The organism is Alteromonas sp. AWQ4_252, assembly GCF_056158205.1.
Map to the genome: position 1 here is coordinate 713,274 of NZ_JBSWSV010000001.1, position 16,818 is coordinate 730,091.

At 43.3% G+C, this 16,818-nt stretch carries 16 protein-coding genes; 12 read left to right on the forward strand and 4 right to left on the reverse strand.

The annotated features are described in order from the left end of the window. Window positions 1-425: 425 nt before the first annotated feature. The 4 genes from gyrB to dnaA all read right to left on the reverse strand — a co-directional run bounded on the left by gyrB (window position 426) and on the right by dnaA (window position 6,663). On the reverse strand, window positions 426-2,846 hold the full coding sequence (gyrB, locus tag ACXACM_RS03110; protein ID WP_474819730.1) for a DNA topoisomerase (ATP-hydrolyzing) subunit B: 2,421 nt from the start codon (window positions 2,844-2,846) through the stop codon (window positions 426-428). Window positions 2,847-2,856: 10 nt separating this feature from the next. Further along, entirely contained in the window at window positions 2,857-3,945 is a 1,089-nt protein-coding gene (recF, locus tag ACXACM_RS03115; protein ID WP_474819731.1) for a DNA replication/repair protein RecF, read from the reverse strand. Window positions 3,946-4,011: 66 nt separating this feature from the next. Further along, window positions 4,012-5,115, reverse strand: a complete 1,104-nt coding sequence (dnaN, locus tag ACXACM_RS03120; protein WP_474819733.1) for a DNA polymerase III subunit beta — start codon at window positions 5,113-5,115, stop codon at window positions 4,012-4,014. A gap of 33 nt (window positions 5,116-5,148) precedes the next feature. Then, the gene (dnaA, locus tag ACXACM_RS03125; protein WP_474819734.1) at window positions 5,149-6,663 is read right to left on the reverse strand and encodes a chromosomal replication initiator protein DnaA; all 1,515 of its coding nucleotides are present in this window, start codon (window positions 6,661-6,663) and stop codon (window positions 5,149-5,151) included. A gap of 7 nt (window positions 6,664-6,670) precedes the next feature. Here dnaA and ACXACM_RS03130 point away from each other — a divergent pair, with 7 nt between their 5' ends. The 12 genes from ACXACM_RS03130 to rsmG all read left to right on the forward strand — a co-directional run bounded on the left by ACXACM_RS03130 (window position 6,671) and on the right by rsmG (window position 16,818). Beyond that, entirely contained in the window at window positions 6,671-6,826 is a 156-nt protein-coding gene (locus ACXACM_RS03130) for a hypothetical protein (RefSeq protein WP_474819735.1), read from the forward strand. A gap of 448 nt (window positions 6,827-7,274) precedes the next feature. Further along, on the forward strand, window positions 7,275-7,409 hold the full coding sequence (gene rpmH / locus ACXACM_RS03135) for a 50S ribosomal protein L34 (RefSeq protein ID WP_014290886.1): 135 nt from the start codon (window positions 7,275-7,277) through the stop codon (window positions 7,407-7,409). A gap of 16 nt (window positions 7,410-7,425) precedes the next feature. After that, a complete protein-coding gene (gene rnpA / locus ACXACM_RS03140; RefSeq protein ID WP_474819736.1) occupies window positions 7,426-7,782 on the forward strand; it encodes a ribonuclease P protein component in 357 nt (118 codons plus the stop codon). After that, window positions 7,770-8,018 carry a membrane protein insertion efficiency factor YidD gene (yidD, locus tag ACXACM_RS03145; RefSeq protein WP_474824197.1) on the forward strand — a complete coding sequence of 83 codons (249 nt, stop codon included), beginning with the start codon at window positions 7,770-7,772 and terminating at the stop codon, window positions 8,016-8,018. The genes rnpA and yidD overlap by 13 nt, the downstream gene beginning before the upstream one ends. Window positions 8,019-8,028: 10 nt before the next feature. Beyond that, complete coding sequence (yidC, locus tag ACXACM_RS03150; protein WP_474819737.1) at window positions 8,029-9,690, forward strand: membrane protein insertase YidC; 1,662 nt, start codon at window positions 8,029-8,031, stop codon at window positions 9,688-9,690. A 53-nt stretch (window positions 9,691-9,743) separates the two neighbouring features. Continuing rightward, window positions 9,744-10,226 (forward strand): YajQ family cyclic di-GMP-binding protein, encoded by a 483-nt coding sequence (locus ACXACM_RS03155; RefSeq protein ID WP_474819738.1) that lies wholly within the window; start codon window positions 9,744-9,746, stop codon window positions 10,224-10,226. A 2-nt stretch (window positions 10,227-10,228) separates the two neighbouring features. Then, window positions 10,229-11,617 (forward strand): tRNA uridine-5-carboxymethylaminomethyl(34) synthesis GTPase MnmE, encoded by a 1,389-nt coding sequence (gene mnmE / locus ACXACM_RS03160; protein WP_474819739.1) that lies wholly within the window; start codon window positions 10,229-10,231, stop codon window positions 11,615-11,617. A 2-nt stretch (window positions 11,618-11,619) separates the two neighbouring features. Then, window positions 11,620-12,054 (forward strand): flavodoxin domain-containing protein, encoded by a 435-nt coding sequence (locus ACXACM_RS03165; protein ID WP_474819741.1) that lies wholly within the window; start codon window positions 11,620-11,622, stop codon window positions 12,052-12,054. Window positions 12,055-12,059: 5 nt separating this feature from the next. Next, on the forward strand, window positions 12,060-12,725 hold the full coding sequence (locus tag ACXACM_RS03170) for a DnaT-like ssDNA-binding domain-containing protein (protein WP_474819743.1): 666 nt from the start codon (window positions 12,060-12,062) through the stop codon (window positions 12,723-12,725). A gap of 5 nt (window positions 12,726-12,730) precedes the next feature. Continuing rightward, the gene (locus ACXACM_RS03175; RefSeq protein WP_474819744.1) at window positions 12,731-13,552 is read left to right on the forward strand and encodes an ATP-binding protein; all 822 of its coding nucleotides are present in this window, start codon (window positions 12,731-12,733) and stop codon (window positions 13,550-13,552) included. Window positions 13,553-14,278: 726 nt separating this feature from the next. Next, a complete protein-coding gene (mnmG, locus tag ACXACM_RS03180; RefSeq protein WP_474819746.1) occupies window positions 14,279-16,180 on the forward strand; it encodes a tRNA uridine-5-carboxymethylaminomethyl(34) synthesis enzyme MnmG in 1,902 nt (633 codons plus the stop codon). After that, on the forward strand, window positions 16,177-16,818 hold the full coding sequence (rsmG, locus tag ACXACM_RS03185) for a 16S rRNA (guanine(527)-N(7))-methyltransferase RsmG (protein WP_474819747.1): 642 nt from the start codon (window positions 16,177-16,179) through the stop codon (window positions 16,816-16,818). Before mnmG ends, rsmG begins: the two co-directional genes overlap by 4 nt.

Consider the following 16,818-nt stretch of genomic DNA (forward strand, 5'->3'; position numbering starts at 1 on the left):
TTTGTTTATTGATGTGTGAAATAAAGCATGCCATTACGTTAAAACTACGAATCCAAGAAAAAAATCAAGTTAGTATTCGGTTTGATTGAAAAAGCTGCCCTGTTGTTATCGCGTTGAGCTTGGCTGATTTCTGACGTGGCTGTTGAGGATTTGTTTCAGTTACTTGATGACGATTAAGTGATGAATGTTAGATCAATGGCAACAATAGGCGTGAGTTGCATCACTTATACAGTTGTTTTTAGATGCTTTATTTAACAACTATTGTCCCCCCTTTGCTATCTAGTAATACAGTTGTTAGTTTTACATATAGAAAAAGCCCACAATAACTATTGTGGGCTTTCTTCATTATAGTCTAACAACTTCACTAATATCTCGGTCGTTAAAATTAAATTTAAAGTCAAGTTAGCCGAGATTGAACAACATTACTACACGTCTAGGTTTTCCACTTTAAGTGCATTCTCTTCAATGAAGTTTCTGCGAGGCTCAACCTGATCTCCCATCAATGTAGTAAACAATTGGTCACAAGCAATAGCATCTTCAATGGTTACCTGCAGCATGCGGCGGCCTTCAGGATCCATCGTTGTCTCCCATAACTGCTCAGGGTTCATTTCACCAAGACCTTTATAGCGTTGAATATATTGGCCTCTTTTTGCTTCGTTCATCAACCATTCCAGCGCTTCTTTAAACGACTCTACGGGCTGTTTACGCTCACCACGCTGCACGTAGGCAGAATCATTCATCATATCGTTTATAGCTTCATTCAGGTCTCTAATTCTGCCGTAATCCGTTGATTCTATGAAATCGTGGTTAAGCTTATACGAGTAATCAATACCGTGCATTCGCATTATGATTTCGATGTAAAATTCATTCAGTTCATCATCTTTTTGAATTTCATAGCGATACGTAGCGCCGTCGTTTTCTCGCTCGTTCAGGCTAGCAACAAATTTCTCTGCAACATTGTTAAGCGTCCCTTCGTCTTTGAGATCGTCTACATTTAGTGTTGGCGAGTAGATCAATCGATACAGAATGGCTGGTGGCATTAAACGATGCAGGCGCTTTATCATTTTCTCAACGCCTTGATATTGTTTAACGAGATTTTCCAGTGCTATGCCGCTAATTCCCGGTGAGTCTTCACTGGTATAAAGTGCGGCGCCATCAACAGCAATAGATGTTAGGTAGTTGGTTAGTGACTCATCATCTTTGAGGTACTGCTCTTGTTTCCCCTTCTTCACTTTGTACAAAGGAGGTTGAGCAATATAAACGTAACCCCGTTCAATGATTTCCGGCATTTGACGATAGAAGAATGTCAGTAGCAAAGTACGAATATGTGAGCCATCTACGTCAGCATCTGTCATGATAATAATACTGTGATAACGGAGCTTCTCAGGGTTGTACTCGTCTCTTCCAATTCCACAGCCTAATGCTGTAATTAATGTCGCTACTTCCTGAGAAGATAGCATCTTGTCAAAACGCGCTTTTTCTACATTAAGAATTTTACCTTTTAACGGTAGAATAGCTTGGTTTTTTCTATTGCGACCTTGCTTTGCAGAACCGCCAGCGGAGTCACCCTCCACTATGTAGAGTTCAGATAGCGCAGGGTCTTTTTCCTGACAGTCAGCTAGTTTTCCTGGTAAACCTGCCAAATCCAGAGCACCTTTTCTTCTGGTCATCTCTCTGGCTTTTCTTGCTGCTTCGCGAGCTCTAGCTGCATCAATAATTTTTGAAGCAATAATTTTGCTTTCCTGTGGGTTCTCTAGTAGATAATCCGCTAACTTTTCGTTCATTGCCGACTCAACGGCAGGACGGACTTCTGAAGATACCAGCTTGTCCTTTGTCTGTGATGAGAACTTAGGATCAGGTACTTTGACAGAAATTACTGCTGTTAGCCCTTCTCTTGCATCGTCACCACTTGCGTTTGTTTTCGCTTTTTTGTTTAGGCCCTCTTTTTCCATATAGTTATTCAGTGTTCGCGTTAATGCGCCACGAAAACCAGCTAAGTGCGTTCCGCCATCACGCTGAGGGATATTGTTAGTAAAACAAAAAATGCTCTCTTGGAATCCATCGTTCCACTGCATGGCCACTTCTACAGAAATGCCATCTTCTCTTTCTGACGAGAAATGAAATACTTTCTGATGAACTGGTGTTTTGTTTTGATTCAAATATTCAACAAAGGCTTGGATTCCGCCTTCATACATGAAGTGATCTTCTTTACCATCACGCTCATCTTTAAGACGAATGGAAACGCCAGAATTAAGAAAAGAAAGCTCTCTTAAGCGCTTGGCAAGAATTTCGTAATGAAACAAGGTATCAGTAAAGGTGTCTGTACTTGGCCAAAATCTAACAGAAGTACCAGATTTATCTGTGTCTCCCGTTACGGCTAATGGCTCTTGAGGAACACCATGCTGATATTCTTGCTCGTGTACTTTGCCTTCACGTCGAATTTTAAGCTTTAGTTTACTTGACAGTGCGTTTACAACAGAAACGCCTACGCCGTGCAATCCACCTGATACTTTATAGGAATTATCGTCAAATTTACCGCCAGCGTGAAGAACAGTCATGATAACTTCAGCTGCTGATACACCTTCTTCCGGGTGAATTGATGTCGGAATTCCACGTCCATTATCTGATACGGACACCGAGCCGTCGGAATGTATTTGTATTAAAATCTCAGAACAATAGCCTGCCAGGGCTTCGTCTATAGAATTATCTACAACTTCAAATACCATATGGTGCAAACCAGTACCATCATCGGTGTCACCGATATACATACCAGGTCTTTTGCGTACTGCATCCAATCCTTTCAGTACTTTAATACTGGACGAGTCGTAGTTATTTTGCTCTGACATACTGTAACCTTTACTCCTCGTTCACGCGGCCATGTTCCACGTGAAACATTTTTTTATCTTTATATTTATCAATAAATGCGAGTTGCTCGCGTTCAATTGCTGTTACAAATAGCTGTGTATCCATAGCAAGCAACCCATCAATAAAACTTTCTCGCTTTTCGATATCAAGCTCAGCGCCGACATCATCGAGCAAAAAGATACTCTTACGATCTGTTTGCTGTTGAAACAACTTCGTTTGCGCCAATTGAAGTGCCGCAACAGCCATTCTTAATTGCCCTCTCGAAAGTAATTCCTGAGCAACTGTTCCATCGACCTTAAATCGTAAATCTGACTTATGTGGCCCGGATGATGTAAAACCTAATTTTTGATCATTTGTACTTTTTTTAACTAAACTTTCCGCTAAGGAAAGTTCTTTTTCCCACCCCTTATAATACGAAATTTCGAGAGAAAACTCAGGTAGAAATTCACTTGAAATACGATTAAATACGCCCTGTAACTCTTCTACATAGGATTTTCTCATTGAATTGAGGTCTTCCCCCAAGATCGCTAGTTGTTGCTCCCAGTAGGCGTTCTCTTTTGCTGTAAGTGATGCTCCCTGTTTGAGAAGCGCGTTCCTATTCTTCAGCAATTTATGATAGGTTTGGAAAACTCTATTGAAGTTTTGTTCCACGTGGAACAATCCCCAATCTACGAATCGGCGACGTTCTCCAGGAGAACCTATTATGAGGTCTGTACTTTGAGGAGTAAAAAGCTGCAATGGTATCCGACTAACAAGGTCGGTTAGACGATTTGAATGCTCACCATTAATCGAGCACAAGAACTGCTCATTCCTACTTCTTTGCAAACCAACAGAAAGCGGTTCTCCAACGTCATCAGTGCACCTTGCAAATACATTAAATTTTTCGGCATCATTTTTAATGACTGAGCCATGCTTGGCAGTACGAAAAGAGCGACCAAAACCGAGATAGAATAGCGACTCGATCAACGAAGATTTTCCACTGCCGTTCTTACCACTAATTAATGTGAGAGAAGGAGAAGGAAAGAAGGAAGCGCTGGCGATATTTCGAAAGTCAGACAGTTGGACATTGTCCAGTTTCATAAATAAACTCGTAGACACACTAGAAAAGGCACACCCAAATCAATATTCGAGCGCGCCATTTTCGTGTTACAAACGCATGGGCATAATGACATATAAGGCTGAATCATCACCAGAATTTTGAATTAACGCACTGGAGTTTGAATCAGAAAGGAGAAGTTGAACTTCTTCAGTAGTAAGCGCATTAAGTACATCAATTAAATACGCCACGTTGAACCCGATTTCTAAATCATCACCTTCATAATTAACATCGACAATTTCTTCAGCTTCTTCTTGTTCCGGGTTATTTGCGGTTATCTTCAATTCGCCACTGGCTAAATTCAAGCGAACACCCCGGAACTTTTCATTAGACAATATAGCTGCTCGTGCGAATGCATCTTTCAACACAGCCTTACTTGCAACGATGGTTTTATCACCGTCGCGAGGTAACACTCTGCGATAGTCTGGAAAACGTCCATCAACGAGTTTACTGGTGAATATAAATTCACTGGAAAACATGCGTATATGGTTTGCACCTATCTGCACTTTAATAGAGCGTTCTTCGTCACCAATAAGCCTGGATATTTCCAATACCCCTTTTCTAGGGATAATAACTTGGCGAGACGGTAAAGACGCCTCGCTATATTCTAACCGACATAATGCAAGCCTGTGACCATCAGTTGCTACAGTCCGAATTATATTATCTTCAGTTTCCAATGACATGCCGTTCAAATAGTATCGAACGTCTTGTTGAGCCATTGAAAAGTGTGTGCTGTTAATAAGACGCTTTAAATCTGTGGAAGCAACTTCGAACTCAACCTCGCCTTCCCAGTCTTCGAGGTTAGGATAATCATTGGCAGATAAAGTAGAGAGTGTATAGCGACCACGACCGGCCCGTATGAGGGCTTTATTTCCATCTAGGGTAAATTGAATTTCTGTACCATCGGCAATACCCCGACAAATATCAAATAACTTCTTAGCTGGAACGGTGATCTCGCCTTCTTCAAAATCGCCTTCAAGACGCATACTCGCAATGAGTTCAACCTCTAAATCCGTGCCTGTTAGCCAAAGTGCATCCTCACTAACTTTAATTAATACATTAGAAAGAATAGGTAAAGTGTGGCGACGCTCTACTGCACCGGAGACTAACTGCAACGGCTGCAAAAAATTTTCTCGACTGATGGTAAATTTCATTTATTTACTTTCCCGCCCGGAATGTTCCAAGAGTTAAGAGGATAAAGTACGAATCAAGTTCTTATAGTCTTCTTTTATATCATGACTTTCTTCTCTAAGCTGCTCTATTTTTCTGCACGCGTGAAGTACAGTGGTGTGATCCCTGCCGCCAAATGCATTTCCCAATTCAGGTAAGCTGTGGTTCGTCAGCTCTTTAGCCAGTGCCATTGCAACTTGTCTTGGACGGGCAACACTACGACTGCGTCGCTTAGATAAGATATCAGACACTTTTATCTTATAATAATCTGCTACGGTTTTCTGAATATTGTCTACCGTTACCAACTTTTCCTGTAACGCAAGTAAATCCCGCAATGCTTCTCGGACAAAATCGATAGTAATAGGTCTGCCAGTAAAATTAGCATTGGCGATAACCCGATTTAACGCCCCTTCCAATTCTCTAACATTTGAGCGTAAACGCTTAGCGATGAAAAAGGCTACTTCATCTGGTAAGTGAATGCGGTTTTCCGCAGCTTTACGCATAAGAATAGCTACACGGGTTTCCAGTTCCGGTGGCTCAATAGCAATAGTTAAACCCCAACCGAATCGCGACTTTAACCTGTCCTCTACCCCATCAATTTCCTTGGGGTAACGATCAGAAGTAAGAATGATTTGTTGGTTGCCTTCCAATAATGCATTGAACGTGTGGAAAAACTCTTCCTGAGAACGTTCTTTATTTGCGAAGAACTGAATATCATCAATGAGCAGCGCATCAACCGAGCGATAAAATCGTTTGAAATCTTCGATAGCGTTATTTTGCAACGCCTTAACCATATCCTGAACGAACCGCTCCGAATGCATATAAACGATTTTAGCACCCGGACGGTTTATAACGATACCATTCCCCACAGCGTGAAGAAGGTGCGTTTTACCTAAGCCAGTTCCACCGTAAATAAAAAGTGGATTATAAGAACCGCCAGGATTGTTCGCTACTTGCGTTGCTGCAGCTCTAGCCAATTGGTTTGATTTACCTTCTACAAAATTATCAAACTGATACGTTGGATTAATATTACTTTTGTGCTTCATAGCCTCAGGAATAGGCACTACGGACGGATTAGCACTGGCAAGCGTTGATGCCGCACTCTGTTGCCTGTTGTCAGATTGAGAAACAGCTTGTCCTTGAGTACTACCCTGCTGTTTGCGTTGCTGAGCATCACGCAAAGCAGCAACAGCTTGGGCACCAGTGAGATTGCCAGATGGCTCTGAACGTTCCGTGGCACTGGGAGGAAAGCCAGAAGCAGTTTGTGGAACTCCTCGGGAGGTTGGTCTCGAGGCTCGCGCAGCGACATCCAAATGCAATTGAGGTGAATCCTGCCCACAAAATTCGATAAATAACTCGGTGATCTTATCCCGGTACTTATCTCTAACCCAATCAAGAACAAAGCGGTTAGGAGCAAATAAGGTTAGAACACCAGCTTCTTCTTCAGCCGTAAGCGGTCTTATCCACATACTAAATTGTTGAGTCGGCAATTCCTGGCGTAGGCGCTCGAGGCACATATTCCATAAGGACATAATATCTATGGCTCCAAAAGACGCTGAGGACCAAACGCAAAAAGACAATGAAAGAACGACCGTTCCTGCTGAAAAACGAGAGGAATACGAAGTTGATGTCTGGGTAACAGCGATGATTTTATTTTATATTTTGATCACTGTGGATTATCTGATCTTCTGTTAAAAAAGTAAATCACGATCTTTACACTACTGACAGATCATAATTATAAATTATTGAAATCAAACATTATTAGATTAGCAATATAACATTTTAATCTGAAAAATTTAAACTACTGTACGGACGATCAGCCGCTGGGATCTCGCTGTCATTTATCGCGATCAATAGTTACACCAACAATAATTGTGGATAACTAAATGAAAAATATATTTTTATTCACAAGAACGGGATTACACGCTGGAAATCCTTCACCGCCTGATGAAATAACGTTCAACAAATGACAAAAAATCTGCACTTATAACGCGAATTACATTGACACGAGGCCCCGAGATCTCTAGAATTCAGCGTCCTTTTGGATGGGCGGCGTAACGACCTCCTGTAAAACCATTATGGTTGACACAATGGGCGTTACATTGAACGTCTGATATTTAACTAGAAAAGTGAGACTTTGGTCATGAAAAGAACATTTCAACCGAGCAACTTAAAGCGCAAGCGTTCTCACGGTTTTCGTGCTCGTATGGCGACTAAAAACGGTCGTAAAGTACTAGCCGCTCGCCGTGCTAAAGGTCGCGCTCGCCTTTCTGCTTAAGAGTACTATCCCAAAAGTGGGTGAAAATACGTTTTCCAGGGAGTTACGTCTGTTAACTCCCTCCCACTTTACTTATGTGTTTGATAACGCAACTCCAGCTGTATCCCCCGCTTTTACCCTTTTAGCCAGAAAGAATAATCAGGCTCATCCCAGATTAGGCATTACGCTGGCCAAAAAAAGAATTAAGAAAGCACACGAAAGAAACAGACTTAAACGTCTGATCAGAGAAAGTTTCCGCCATCAACAGCATTCCCTGCCCGCAATTGATATTATCGTCGTAGGTAAATCAGGTGCAGATGCGCTGTCGAATGAACAGGTATTTTCACTTTTGGATAAGCAATGGAAAAAGCTCGCAAAACGCTGCGCAAAATAACCATCGCTATACCGCTTTTACTGGTAAAGTGTTATCAGTGGTTCATATCACCGATACTTGGGCAACGTTGTCGTTTTCACCCAACTTGTTCATATTACGCAATTGAGGCATTAAAAACGCACGGATTGCTAATTGGCGGTTGGTTATCGGTTAAACGCATATTAAAATGCCACCCTTTCAATCCGGGCGGAATCGATCCCGTTCCGGAACCACGGAATAATAAACACTCAGATTAAAGAGACCTATATGGAATCGCAACGCAGTTTTCTGTTAATTGGCCTCGCCTTAGTGAGCTTTTTACTTTGGCAGCAATGGCAACAAGATTATGGGCCACAGCCTGTAAAACCAGTAACCAGCCAATCTGCCGATGGTAGCGCGGATAATGGCGTCCCATCTGCTTCAGTCACAAATGATGACGTGCCTGTAGGTGTGCAAACTGATGTACCGGCGCAAATTCAGCAAGCCGCCCCTACAACTGACCGCTATATACATGTGTTAACTGATACTCTCGACTTGCGCATTGATTTAGTTGGTGGAGATGTCGTTAAAGCAAACCTAGTAAAGTTTCCACTGACCCAGGGGTCAGAAGAAAATTACAGCTTGCTACGGCTAAATGATGGCTTATACATAGCGCAAAGCGGCCTCGTAGGGCGAAATGGCCCAGACGGTAATAAGGCGGGTCGTCCCCGCTACACTGTTTCTGGAACTGATTTTGTCATGGATGGTGATACATTGTCAGTGCCCTTGACCTGGCAAAATGCAGACGGTCTTAATATTACTAAGACTTTCAACTTCACCAAAGGCAGCCATGATATTGCGTTGACATATACCATTGTTAATAACAGCAATGAAAACACGACTTTCCTACAGTATGCGCAACTGAAACAAACCACGGAAGTACCAGACGGCGGAAATATGTTTATGCCTACTTACCGTGGCGCTGCTTATGGTACCGATGAAGAACGATATGAGAAGTACACGTTTGACAAGATCGAAGATAAAAAGCTGAAAGCCGCAACTGAAGGTGGTTGGGTTGGCATGCTCGAGCACTATTTTGTTGCAGCATGGATCCCCCCCGCATCACAGGAAAATAATCTTTACTCCAAGTTTTCCCAAAATCAATACGCCATTATTGGTTTCACAGGCACACCTGTAAATGTAGCAAAAGGTGAGACAGCCACACTTGGAAGTCAGCTTTATCTTGGTCCTAAAGATCAGGATACTCTGGCAGAGTTGGCTAACGGTCTGGACCTCACCGTGGATTACGGTATTTTATGGTGGTTATCACAACCTCTGTTTTCACTACTAAAATTCCTGCATAGCTTAGTGGGCAACTGGGGTGTGGCGATTATTCTTATCACTGTCATAGTAAAAGGGGCCATGTACCCGTTGACTAAAAAGCAATATGAGTCGATGGCTCGCATGCGCAACCTGGCGCCTAAAATGCAACAGTTGAAAGATCGGTTTGGCGACGACAGACAAAAAATGTCACAGGCCATGATGGATCTTTATCGCAAAGAAAAAGTGAATCCAATGGGTGGGTGTTTACCCATCATCTTGCAGATGCCAATATTCCTGGCTTTGTACTGGGTATTGCTTGAAAGTGTTGAACTACGCCATGCAGACTTCTTCCTTTGGATTACTGATTTATCCGTAAAAGACCCTTGGTTTGTACTGCCAGTTCTTACCGGTGCCAGCATGTGGTTGCTTCAAAAGCTGCAACCAACAACAGTGACCGACCCAATGCAGCAGAAGATTATGCAATTTATGCCCGTGGCGATGAGTATATTCTTCCTTTGGTTCCCAGCTGGTTTAGTACTTTATTGGTTGGTGAGTAATATCATCACACTAATACAGGCTAAACTCATCTATGCCGCTATGGAAAAGAAAGGCATTAGTTCTAAGTAAATCACTCGTCCAGCCCGCTCATGCGGGCTGACTTTTCAAAAAGAGGTAAAACCATGCCATCTTTCGATATCGTATCTGAAATCAACATTGAAGAAGTCCGGAACGCAACGGAAAACACTGAACGAGAACTCGCTACCCGTTTTGATTTTCGCGGTGTTGATGCAACCATCGAATTTAAAGAAAAAACCGTTGTTATGAAAGCTGAAGGCGAGTTTCAGTTACAGCAGTTAGAATCTATGTTTCGTAATGCTTGTTCAAAACGAAATCTCGATACCAGTATTTTAGACGTTAAAGACTACGATCAACGGGGTAAAACCTGTACTCAAGTCATTGCATTTAAAGAAGGTATTGAACAAGCCACAGCGAAAAAAATCGTCAAGCTGATAAAAGACAATAAAATTAAAGTACAAACGGCAATTCAAGGCGATCAACTTCGCGTGACTGGCAAGAAGCGTGACGACTTACAACAAGTTATAGCTCTCGTGCGCGGTGCTGACTTGGGGCAACCATTTCAATTTAAAAATATGAAAGATTAATCATGACCTCGATGCCTTTCTCACAAGATACCATAGTTGCACAAGCAACTGCGCCTGGCCGCGGCGGCGTAGGTATTGTCAGAATATCAGGGCCTGGAGCGAGCGCTATTGCAAAGCAAATGGTACCGCAACCACTATCTCCCAGACAGGCCCTGTACACGCCTTTTCTAGGTAAAAGTGGAGAGGTTATAGATCAAGGCATCGCGCTCTTTTTTAAAGGGCCAAACTCTTTCACAGGTGAAGATGTTCTTGAGCTTCAGGGTCACGGCGGCCAGGTTGTCATGGACATGTTAATCGACGCTGTACTCAGCTGTGATAATGTTCGACTCGCTAAGCCTGGTGAGTTTAGTGAACAAGCATTCTTAAATGATAAACTCGACTTAGCACAGGCTGAAGCGATTGCTGATCTTATTGATGCCAGCTCTACTCAGGCAGCAAAAAGTGCATTGCGTTCCTTACAAGGGGAATTCTCGAAAACTATAACGTCCCTGTCTGAGGAAATTATTCATTTGAGAATGTATGTTGAGGCAGCCATTGATTTTCCAGACGAAGAAATAGATTTTCTATCAGATGGAAAGGTAGCAGGCGATCTCGCGTCAATTCTCAATACGCTTAAACAGGTTCAGGCAAAAGCTAAACAAGGGGCTTTACTTCGCGAAGGTATGCAGATTGTTATTGCCGGGAAACCAAATGCCGGCAAATCCAGTTTGCTGAATGCGCTGGCAGGTCGTGACAGCGCCATCGTTACAGACATCGCCGGGACCACCAGAGATGTGCTTAAAGAGCACATAGAAATTAACGGAATGCCCGTTCACATTATCGATACAGCAGGACTTCGGGAAAGTCCCGACAAAGTTGAACAAATTGGCATTGAACGAGCGTGGAAAGCCATCGAAGAAGCAGACAGAGTTTTGTTTGTTGTCGACAGCACGCAAACAGATGTCGTTGACCCTTATGATATTTGGCCAGAATTTATGGCCCGGCTACCCAACGCCATTCCAACGACCGTTATTCGCAATAAAGCAGACTTATCCGAAGAAGCTGTAGAAGCCCGGACCATTAACACTCTTCATGGTGACATAGCCGTCATTGGTTTGTCAGCCAATACTGGGAACGGTGTAGAACTACTTCGTCAACACCTTGCTGATACTATGGGCCTGGACACCACCACTGAAGGACAGTTCATTGCCCGTCGTCGTCATCTGGACGCGCTGGCTAAGGCAAACGCCCATGTGCAAACGGGTGAACAACAACTACTGGGCAATCACGCCGGAGAGTTACTCGCTGAAGAACTGCGTCTGGCACATCAGGCACTAACGGAGATAACAGGAGAATTCACTTCTGACGATTTGTTAGGCCGGATCTTCTCGTCATTTTGTATTGGGAAATAGTTATGTCAAACACCCTGTCTATTGTTGTAGGTTCTGTATTAGGAGCTTCAGAGTACGTAGCAGAAGCGCTGGAAGAAGTCGCAAAAAAATCAGGGTTCGATACACTCCTTCAGTTTGAGCCCAACATAGAAACACTGCCACACTCGGGCACATGGGTAGTTTGTACTTCAACCCATGGTGCAGGCGATTTGCCAGAGAACATTCAGCCCTTTGCAGCAGCGTTGGAAGAGTGTGATCTATCAGCCGTTAATGTTTACGTGGTTGGATTAGGCGATAGCAGTTACGACACTTTTTGCTTTGGTGCCATTACGATGGAGCAGAAGCTCGTAAATGCAGGTGCCACTTTGCTTGCCGAACCACTTCACATAGATGTACTCAATCATCCTATTCCAGAAGACATTGCAGTAGACTGGTTTAGCAAGCAGCTACAAAAATAACGGGTATGTTCACTGAAGCCGAATACCATGCGTTAACCTCATCGCTATCAAACGATTGCCGTGTACTCTATTGTCTGGGTCTAAGGCCAACCGCAAACAGTACAACAGGAGTAACAGAACCGGTTAACTACAAATTTCTCATCACCTTGCTCAATGGCAATCATCAGACCGAAGAAAAGTACACCCGTGGCCAACAAATTAATTCGATTCTGACAGAGCTTGAGCAACAAGGCCTAATAGCACTTCAGGGGAATATTACGCTGAGCGAATCCCTAAGTGGCCAACGCCTGCTCCTCCCATTATTTTGCCAGAACCAAAACGACTATACCCATCTACATCGACAACACACAGCTATTCATGGCCGCTGGCGTCCTGATCCATCGCTGTTTACTGATATGGCAGATCTCCTTGGACTCATCGACAGAGACTTTAACGATGAGGATATTGGTGAGTTCGTCGCATACTGGTTGGGTCGTCCCGACGCTGTGTACAGCCATTTTCAATGGACGCAAAAGTTTGCCTATGCAATGAAGCGCAAACGTACAGCAACGCCAAGCTACACTACAACGAAAAAAGCAGGTACACAGCAAGTGCCCATTGCACCTGGCATTGAACCAGATGATAATGCCAGGAAACTGGTAGAAAAATACGCAGCTAAAAAGAAGAGCTAATAACTATGCAATCGCTTAAAGATAAACTTAACGCACTTGCGCAGGCAATGGGTAAACCTCCTGTACAGGAAGGTTATACCGACTACGAAACAATGCGAAAGGAATTTGAAAAAAAAGCGAATGAAGAAGTAAGGCAACTACAGCGGGAAAGTAAGAAAAAACGGATCACAGATATCCATGGGCGATCTGATCTCAATCCTCGGTGGACCTTCTCTAATCTCAAAGAAGACAGTGACGATGTCATTGAAGCTGTGAGTATTGCGCAATCGTTTATTGCCGCACATAGCGATAGAGAATGGCGTCAGGCCGGCTCACACATGATGCTTTTTTACGGTGACTACGGACGTGGAAAGTCTCACATTGCTGGTGCAATAGCTCATGAACTCATTGATCAGTATGAAATTACCGTTCTCTACAGGCAACTCTCTACCCTAATGGAAATGCGGCATTTTTCATTCGATTTTGGTTCTCAGGACAACATCGGCCAGCGATTTCGGGAAACTCATCAAGAATTATTAGACGTAGATTTGCTCATACTCGACGAAGTTTGTGTAAACGAAACAATTTTGAAGAAAAATCAACAGAGTTGGCTCGGCAACCTCCTCCGACAACGACTGGTCAACAAGAAAAACTGTATCATCATTACTAACCACAATCTAAATGAATTGGAACTCGCACTGGGCAAGTACTGTTTTGAATCTATCAAGGAGTACGACACCTATAAGGTTCGCTTCAGTGGGCCGAGCAGACGTGAAAGTCTTGGTCAGGATGAGCATAACCAGGCTGAGAAAGTTAACCCCCGCTACACGCCTAATCAGTTGCGATAAATCCCCTTAAAGGCTACCTGCTTTTCTGGTGGGTAGCTAAATCATCAACCCACGATCATTTATTTAATAGCGTTATCCCATTATCGGGACTGATTTCACGTTTCATCAATCAATTTTTGTCTCTGATTTTTGACATTGCATCTTAGCGATGCAAAAAAATTTAGATCACAATTGTAAGAGAGATACATGATCATGTGGAAAAGATCTAATCACAAGCAGATCACACCTCTAAGCCAGATAAAATACGGTGATTATGTGATCATACATGATCTTTCTAGACAAGTTATCCCCAGAGCGATCACATCTTGATCAGTGCTGTGGATAGGATCCCCGAAACCGCTGTGCATAAGCTTTGATCACAAAAGGAATAACTTTTTGAATAATACCGGCTGTGGATAATACAGGGGGTTATACACATGATCACAGCCGGGTTATGATCCCCTCTGTACCAATGTTATTAATTCGGTAAGATCATGATCTGAAATCAGAAATATTAGTTACTCACAGATCTTGCCGATCCTAATAAATATAAAAATAAAGATCTTAAAAGAGATCTTATATTCTATAAGCGAGTGCAAGAGAGACTAAATTAAATTGTCTTGAAGAAAATTTAACCATTTTCATTAGCTAATAAGTCAGCTAAAATACGCGCCCTTTTTTCAAACAGCCAATTGTATGAAAGAGGTAGGTGTTCCACGTTAAGTCCCGTTATTTGTGAGGTTTACCATGTTTTATCAGGAAGCGTTTGATGTCATCGTTGTAGGTGGTGGACACGCAGGTACAGAAGCCGCTTTAGCTTCTGCACGAATGGGGGTGAAAACCCTGCTACTGACTCACAATATGGAAACTATTGGGCAGATGTCTTGTAACCCTGCAATAGGCGGGATCGGAAAAGGCCATTTAGTTAAAGAGATCGATGCGTTAGGCGGCGCTATGGCACTGGCGATCGATCACGGTGGGATCCAGTTTCGTACACTAAACTCAAGTAAAGGTCCTGCAGTACGTGCAACTCGTGCCCAGGCTGATCGAAGTTTGTACCGTCAGGCTATCCGAAGCTTTGTAGAAAACCAACCTAATCTGTCTGTTTTTCAACAAAGCTGTGACGACCTTATCGTCGAGAATGATCGGGTTACCGGTGTTGTTACGCAGATGGGACTCAAATTTAAAGCTAAAACCGTTGTTCTGACAGTAGGAACCTTCCTGGGCGGGACAATTCATATTGGTCTTGAAAATTATCGGGGTGGCCGCGCAGGCGATCCGCCATCCATCGCCCTTGCAGAACGACTTCGGGCTCTGCCATTTCGAGTAGACCGTTTAAAAACCGGTACCCCTGCCCGTCTGGACGCAAGAACATTAGATTTCAGCGCAATGCAGCCGCAGCCTGGTGATACACCAACACCGGTATTTTCGTTTATGGGTTCGCGCTCTATGCATCCAGAGCAGATAAGTTGCTACATCACCCATACCAATGAAAAAACTCACGATATTATTCGTAGTGGATTGGATCGCTCTCCCATGTTTACCGGGGTAATCGAAGGCGTTGGGCCCCGTTATTGCCCTAGTATCGAGGATAAAATTACCCGTTTTGCAGACAAGGCCTCGCATCAGATCTTTGTTGAACCTGAGGGTCTAACCAGCGTTGAAGTTTACCCTAATGGTATATCAACCAGCTTACCCTTTGATATTCAACAAAAATTGGTACATTCCATTCGCGGCTTTGAGAATGCGCACATCATTCGCCCTGGGTATGCTATCGAATATGATTTCTTTGATCCGAGGGATCTCAAGCAAACGCTCGAAACAAAATTTATTCACGGGCTTTTCTTCGCCGGACAAATTAACGGTACCACTGGCTACGAAGAAGCTGGTGCGCAGGGTTTGATAGCTGGCGCTAACGCCGCGTTACAAGTGCAAGAAAAAGATCCGCTCATTCTCAGACGAGACCAAGCTTATATGGGCGTATTAGTTGACGATTTGGCAACTATGGGTACAAAAGAACCCTATCGTATGTTTACCAGCCGCGCTGAATATCGTTTGTTATTACGTGAAGACAATGCTGACAGCAGACTTACCGCACTGGGTTATAAAATCGGTCTTGTCGATGAGGCTCGGTGGGCTGCGTTTAACAAGAAGCAAGACACCGTTGAGCGAGAAATGCAGCGTTTAAAAGGTCAGTGGATCCATCCGGATCACGCTGCCACTGCTAAATTGAATCCGTTATTAAAAAATCCTGTCAGTCGAGAACATTCTCTTGAAGAGTTGATCAGACGTCCGGAAATGACTTACCAGGCATTAGTGCAAATTGAGGAGCTTGGGCCTGGAATAGAAGATCCTATTGCAGCAGAACAAGTTGAAATTCAAATTAAGTATGCCGGATATATTGCCCGCCAGTTAGACGAAATCGCAAAGTCTCAGCGACACGAAAATACGCTTTTACCTGTAGATTTCGATTACAGTAAAATATCCGGATTATCTAATGAGGTTGTGGCTAAGTTAACTGAAGCCCGGCCCGAAACCATCGGCAAGGCCTCGCGGATTTCAGGGATCACGCCGGCTGCGATTTCTTTGCTGTTGGTCTATCTGAAAAAACACGGCATGTTACGCAAGCAGGAACTGAAAACAGCGTGAGCAACGTAAATACAAATAAACTTCAGCAAATATTGGTTCAAGGTGCTAAAGAACTTAAGTTAGATCTTTCTGATACCCAAGTAAGCCAGTTAGTTGGCTTTGTAGAGCGCATACACAAGTGGAATAAAGCTTATAACCTTACGTCTGTCCGAGACCCGGAACAAATGATGGTTAAGCATATTCTCGATTCAATTGCTGTTACCCCTTATATCAAGGGTCACAAAGTGATAGACGTGGGTACAGGGCCAGGACTACCGGGAATGCCACTTGCGATTATGCTTCCCGACACGCATTTCACGTTGCTCGACAGTTTGGGTAAGCGGGTTCGCTTTATGAAGCAATGCGCATTTGAGCTTAGTGTACAAAATGTCACCCCAATACATAGCCGGGTTGAAGAGCACCAGCCTGGGCAATCTTATGATATGGTACTCAGTCGGGCATTCGCTTCGCTTAAAGATATGTTGCACTGGTGCCAACATCTGGTAGATTCATCAGGAGTCTTCCTTGCATTGAAAGGGCAATTCCCTCAAAGTGAAATAGACGAAGTGAGTGATCACTTTCAGATCGAGTCAGTAACTGAGCTATCAGTACCGGATCTTGAAGGCGACCGTCATCTGGTAACTATTCGAAAAAATTAA

Coding starts and splice junctions, on each gene's coding strand:
- gyrB (WP_474819730.1), bottom strand. CDS start 2,846: ATGTCAGAGCAAAATAACTACGACTCGTCCAGTATTAAAGTACTGAAA.
- recF (WP_474819731.1), bottom strand. CDS start 3,945: ATGAAACTGGACAATGTCCAACTGTCTGACTTTCGAAATATCGCCAGC.
- dnaN (WP_474819733.1), bottom strand. CDS start 5,115: ATGAAATTTACCATCAGTCGAGAAAATTTTTTGCAGCCGTTGCAGTTA.
- dnaA (WP_474819734.1), bottom strand. CDS start 6,663: ATGTCCTTATGGAATATGTGCCTCGAGCGCCTACGCCAGGAATTGCCG.
- ACXACM_RS03130 (WP_474819735.1), top strand. CDS start 6,671: ATGGCTCCAAAAGACGCTGAGGACCAAACGCAAAAAGACAATGAAAGA.
- rpmH (WP_014290886.1), top strand. CDS start 7,275: ATGAAAAGAACATTTCAACCGAGCAACTTAAAGCGCAAGCGTTCTCAC.
- yidC (WP_474819737.1), top strand. CDS start 8,029: ATGGAATCGCAACGCAGTTTTCTGTTAATTGGCCTCGCCTTAGTGAGC.
- ACXACM_RS03155 (WP_474819738.1), top strand. CDS start 9,744: ATGCCATCTTTCGATATCGTATCTGAAATCAACATTGAAGAAGTCCGG.
- mnmE (WP_474819739.1), top strand. CDS start 10,229: ATGACCTCGATGCCTTTCTCACAAGATACCATAGTTGCACAAGCAACT.
- ACXACM_RS03165 (WP_474819741.1), top strand. CDS start 11,620: ATGTCAAACACCCTGTCTATTGTTGTAGGTTCTGTATTAGGAGCTTCA.
- ACXACM_RS03170 (WP_474819743.1), top strand. CDS start 12,060: ATGTTCACTGAAGCCGAATACCATGCGTTAACCTCATCGCTATCAAAC.
- ACXACM_RS03175 (WP_474819744.1), top strand. CDS start 12,731: ATGCAATCGCTTAAAGATAAACTTAACGCACTTGCGCAGGCAATGGGT.
- mnmG (WP_474819746.1), top strand. CDS start 14,279: ATGTTTTATCAGGAAGCGTTTGATGTCATCGTTGTAGGTGGTGGACAC.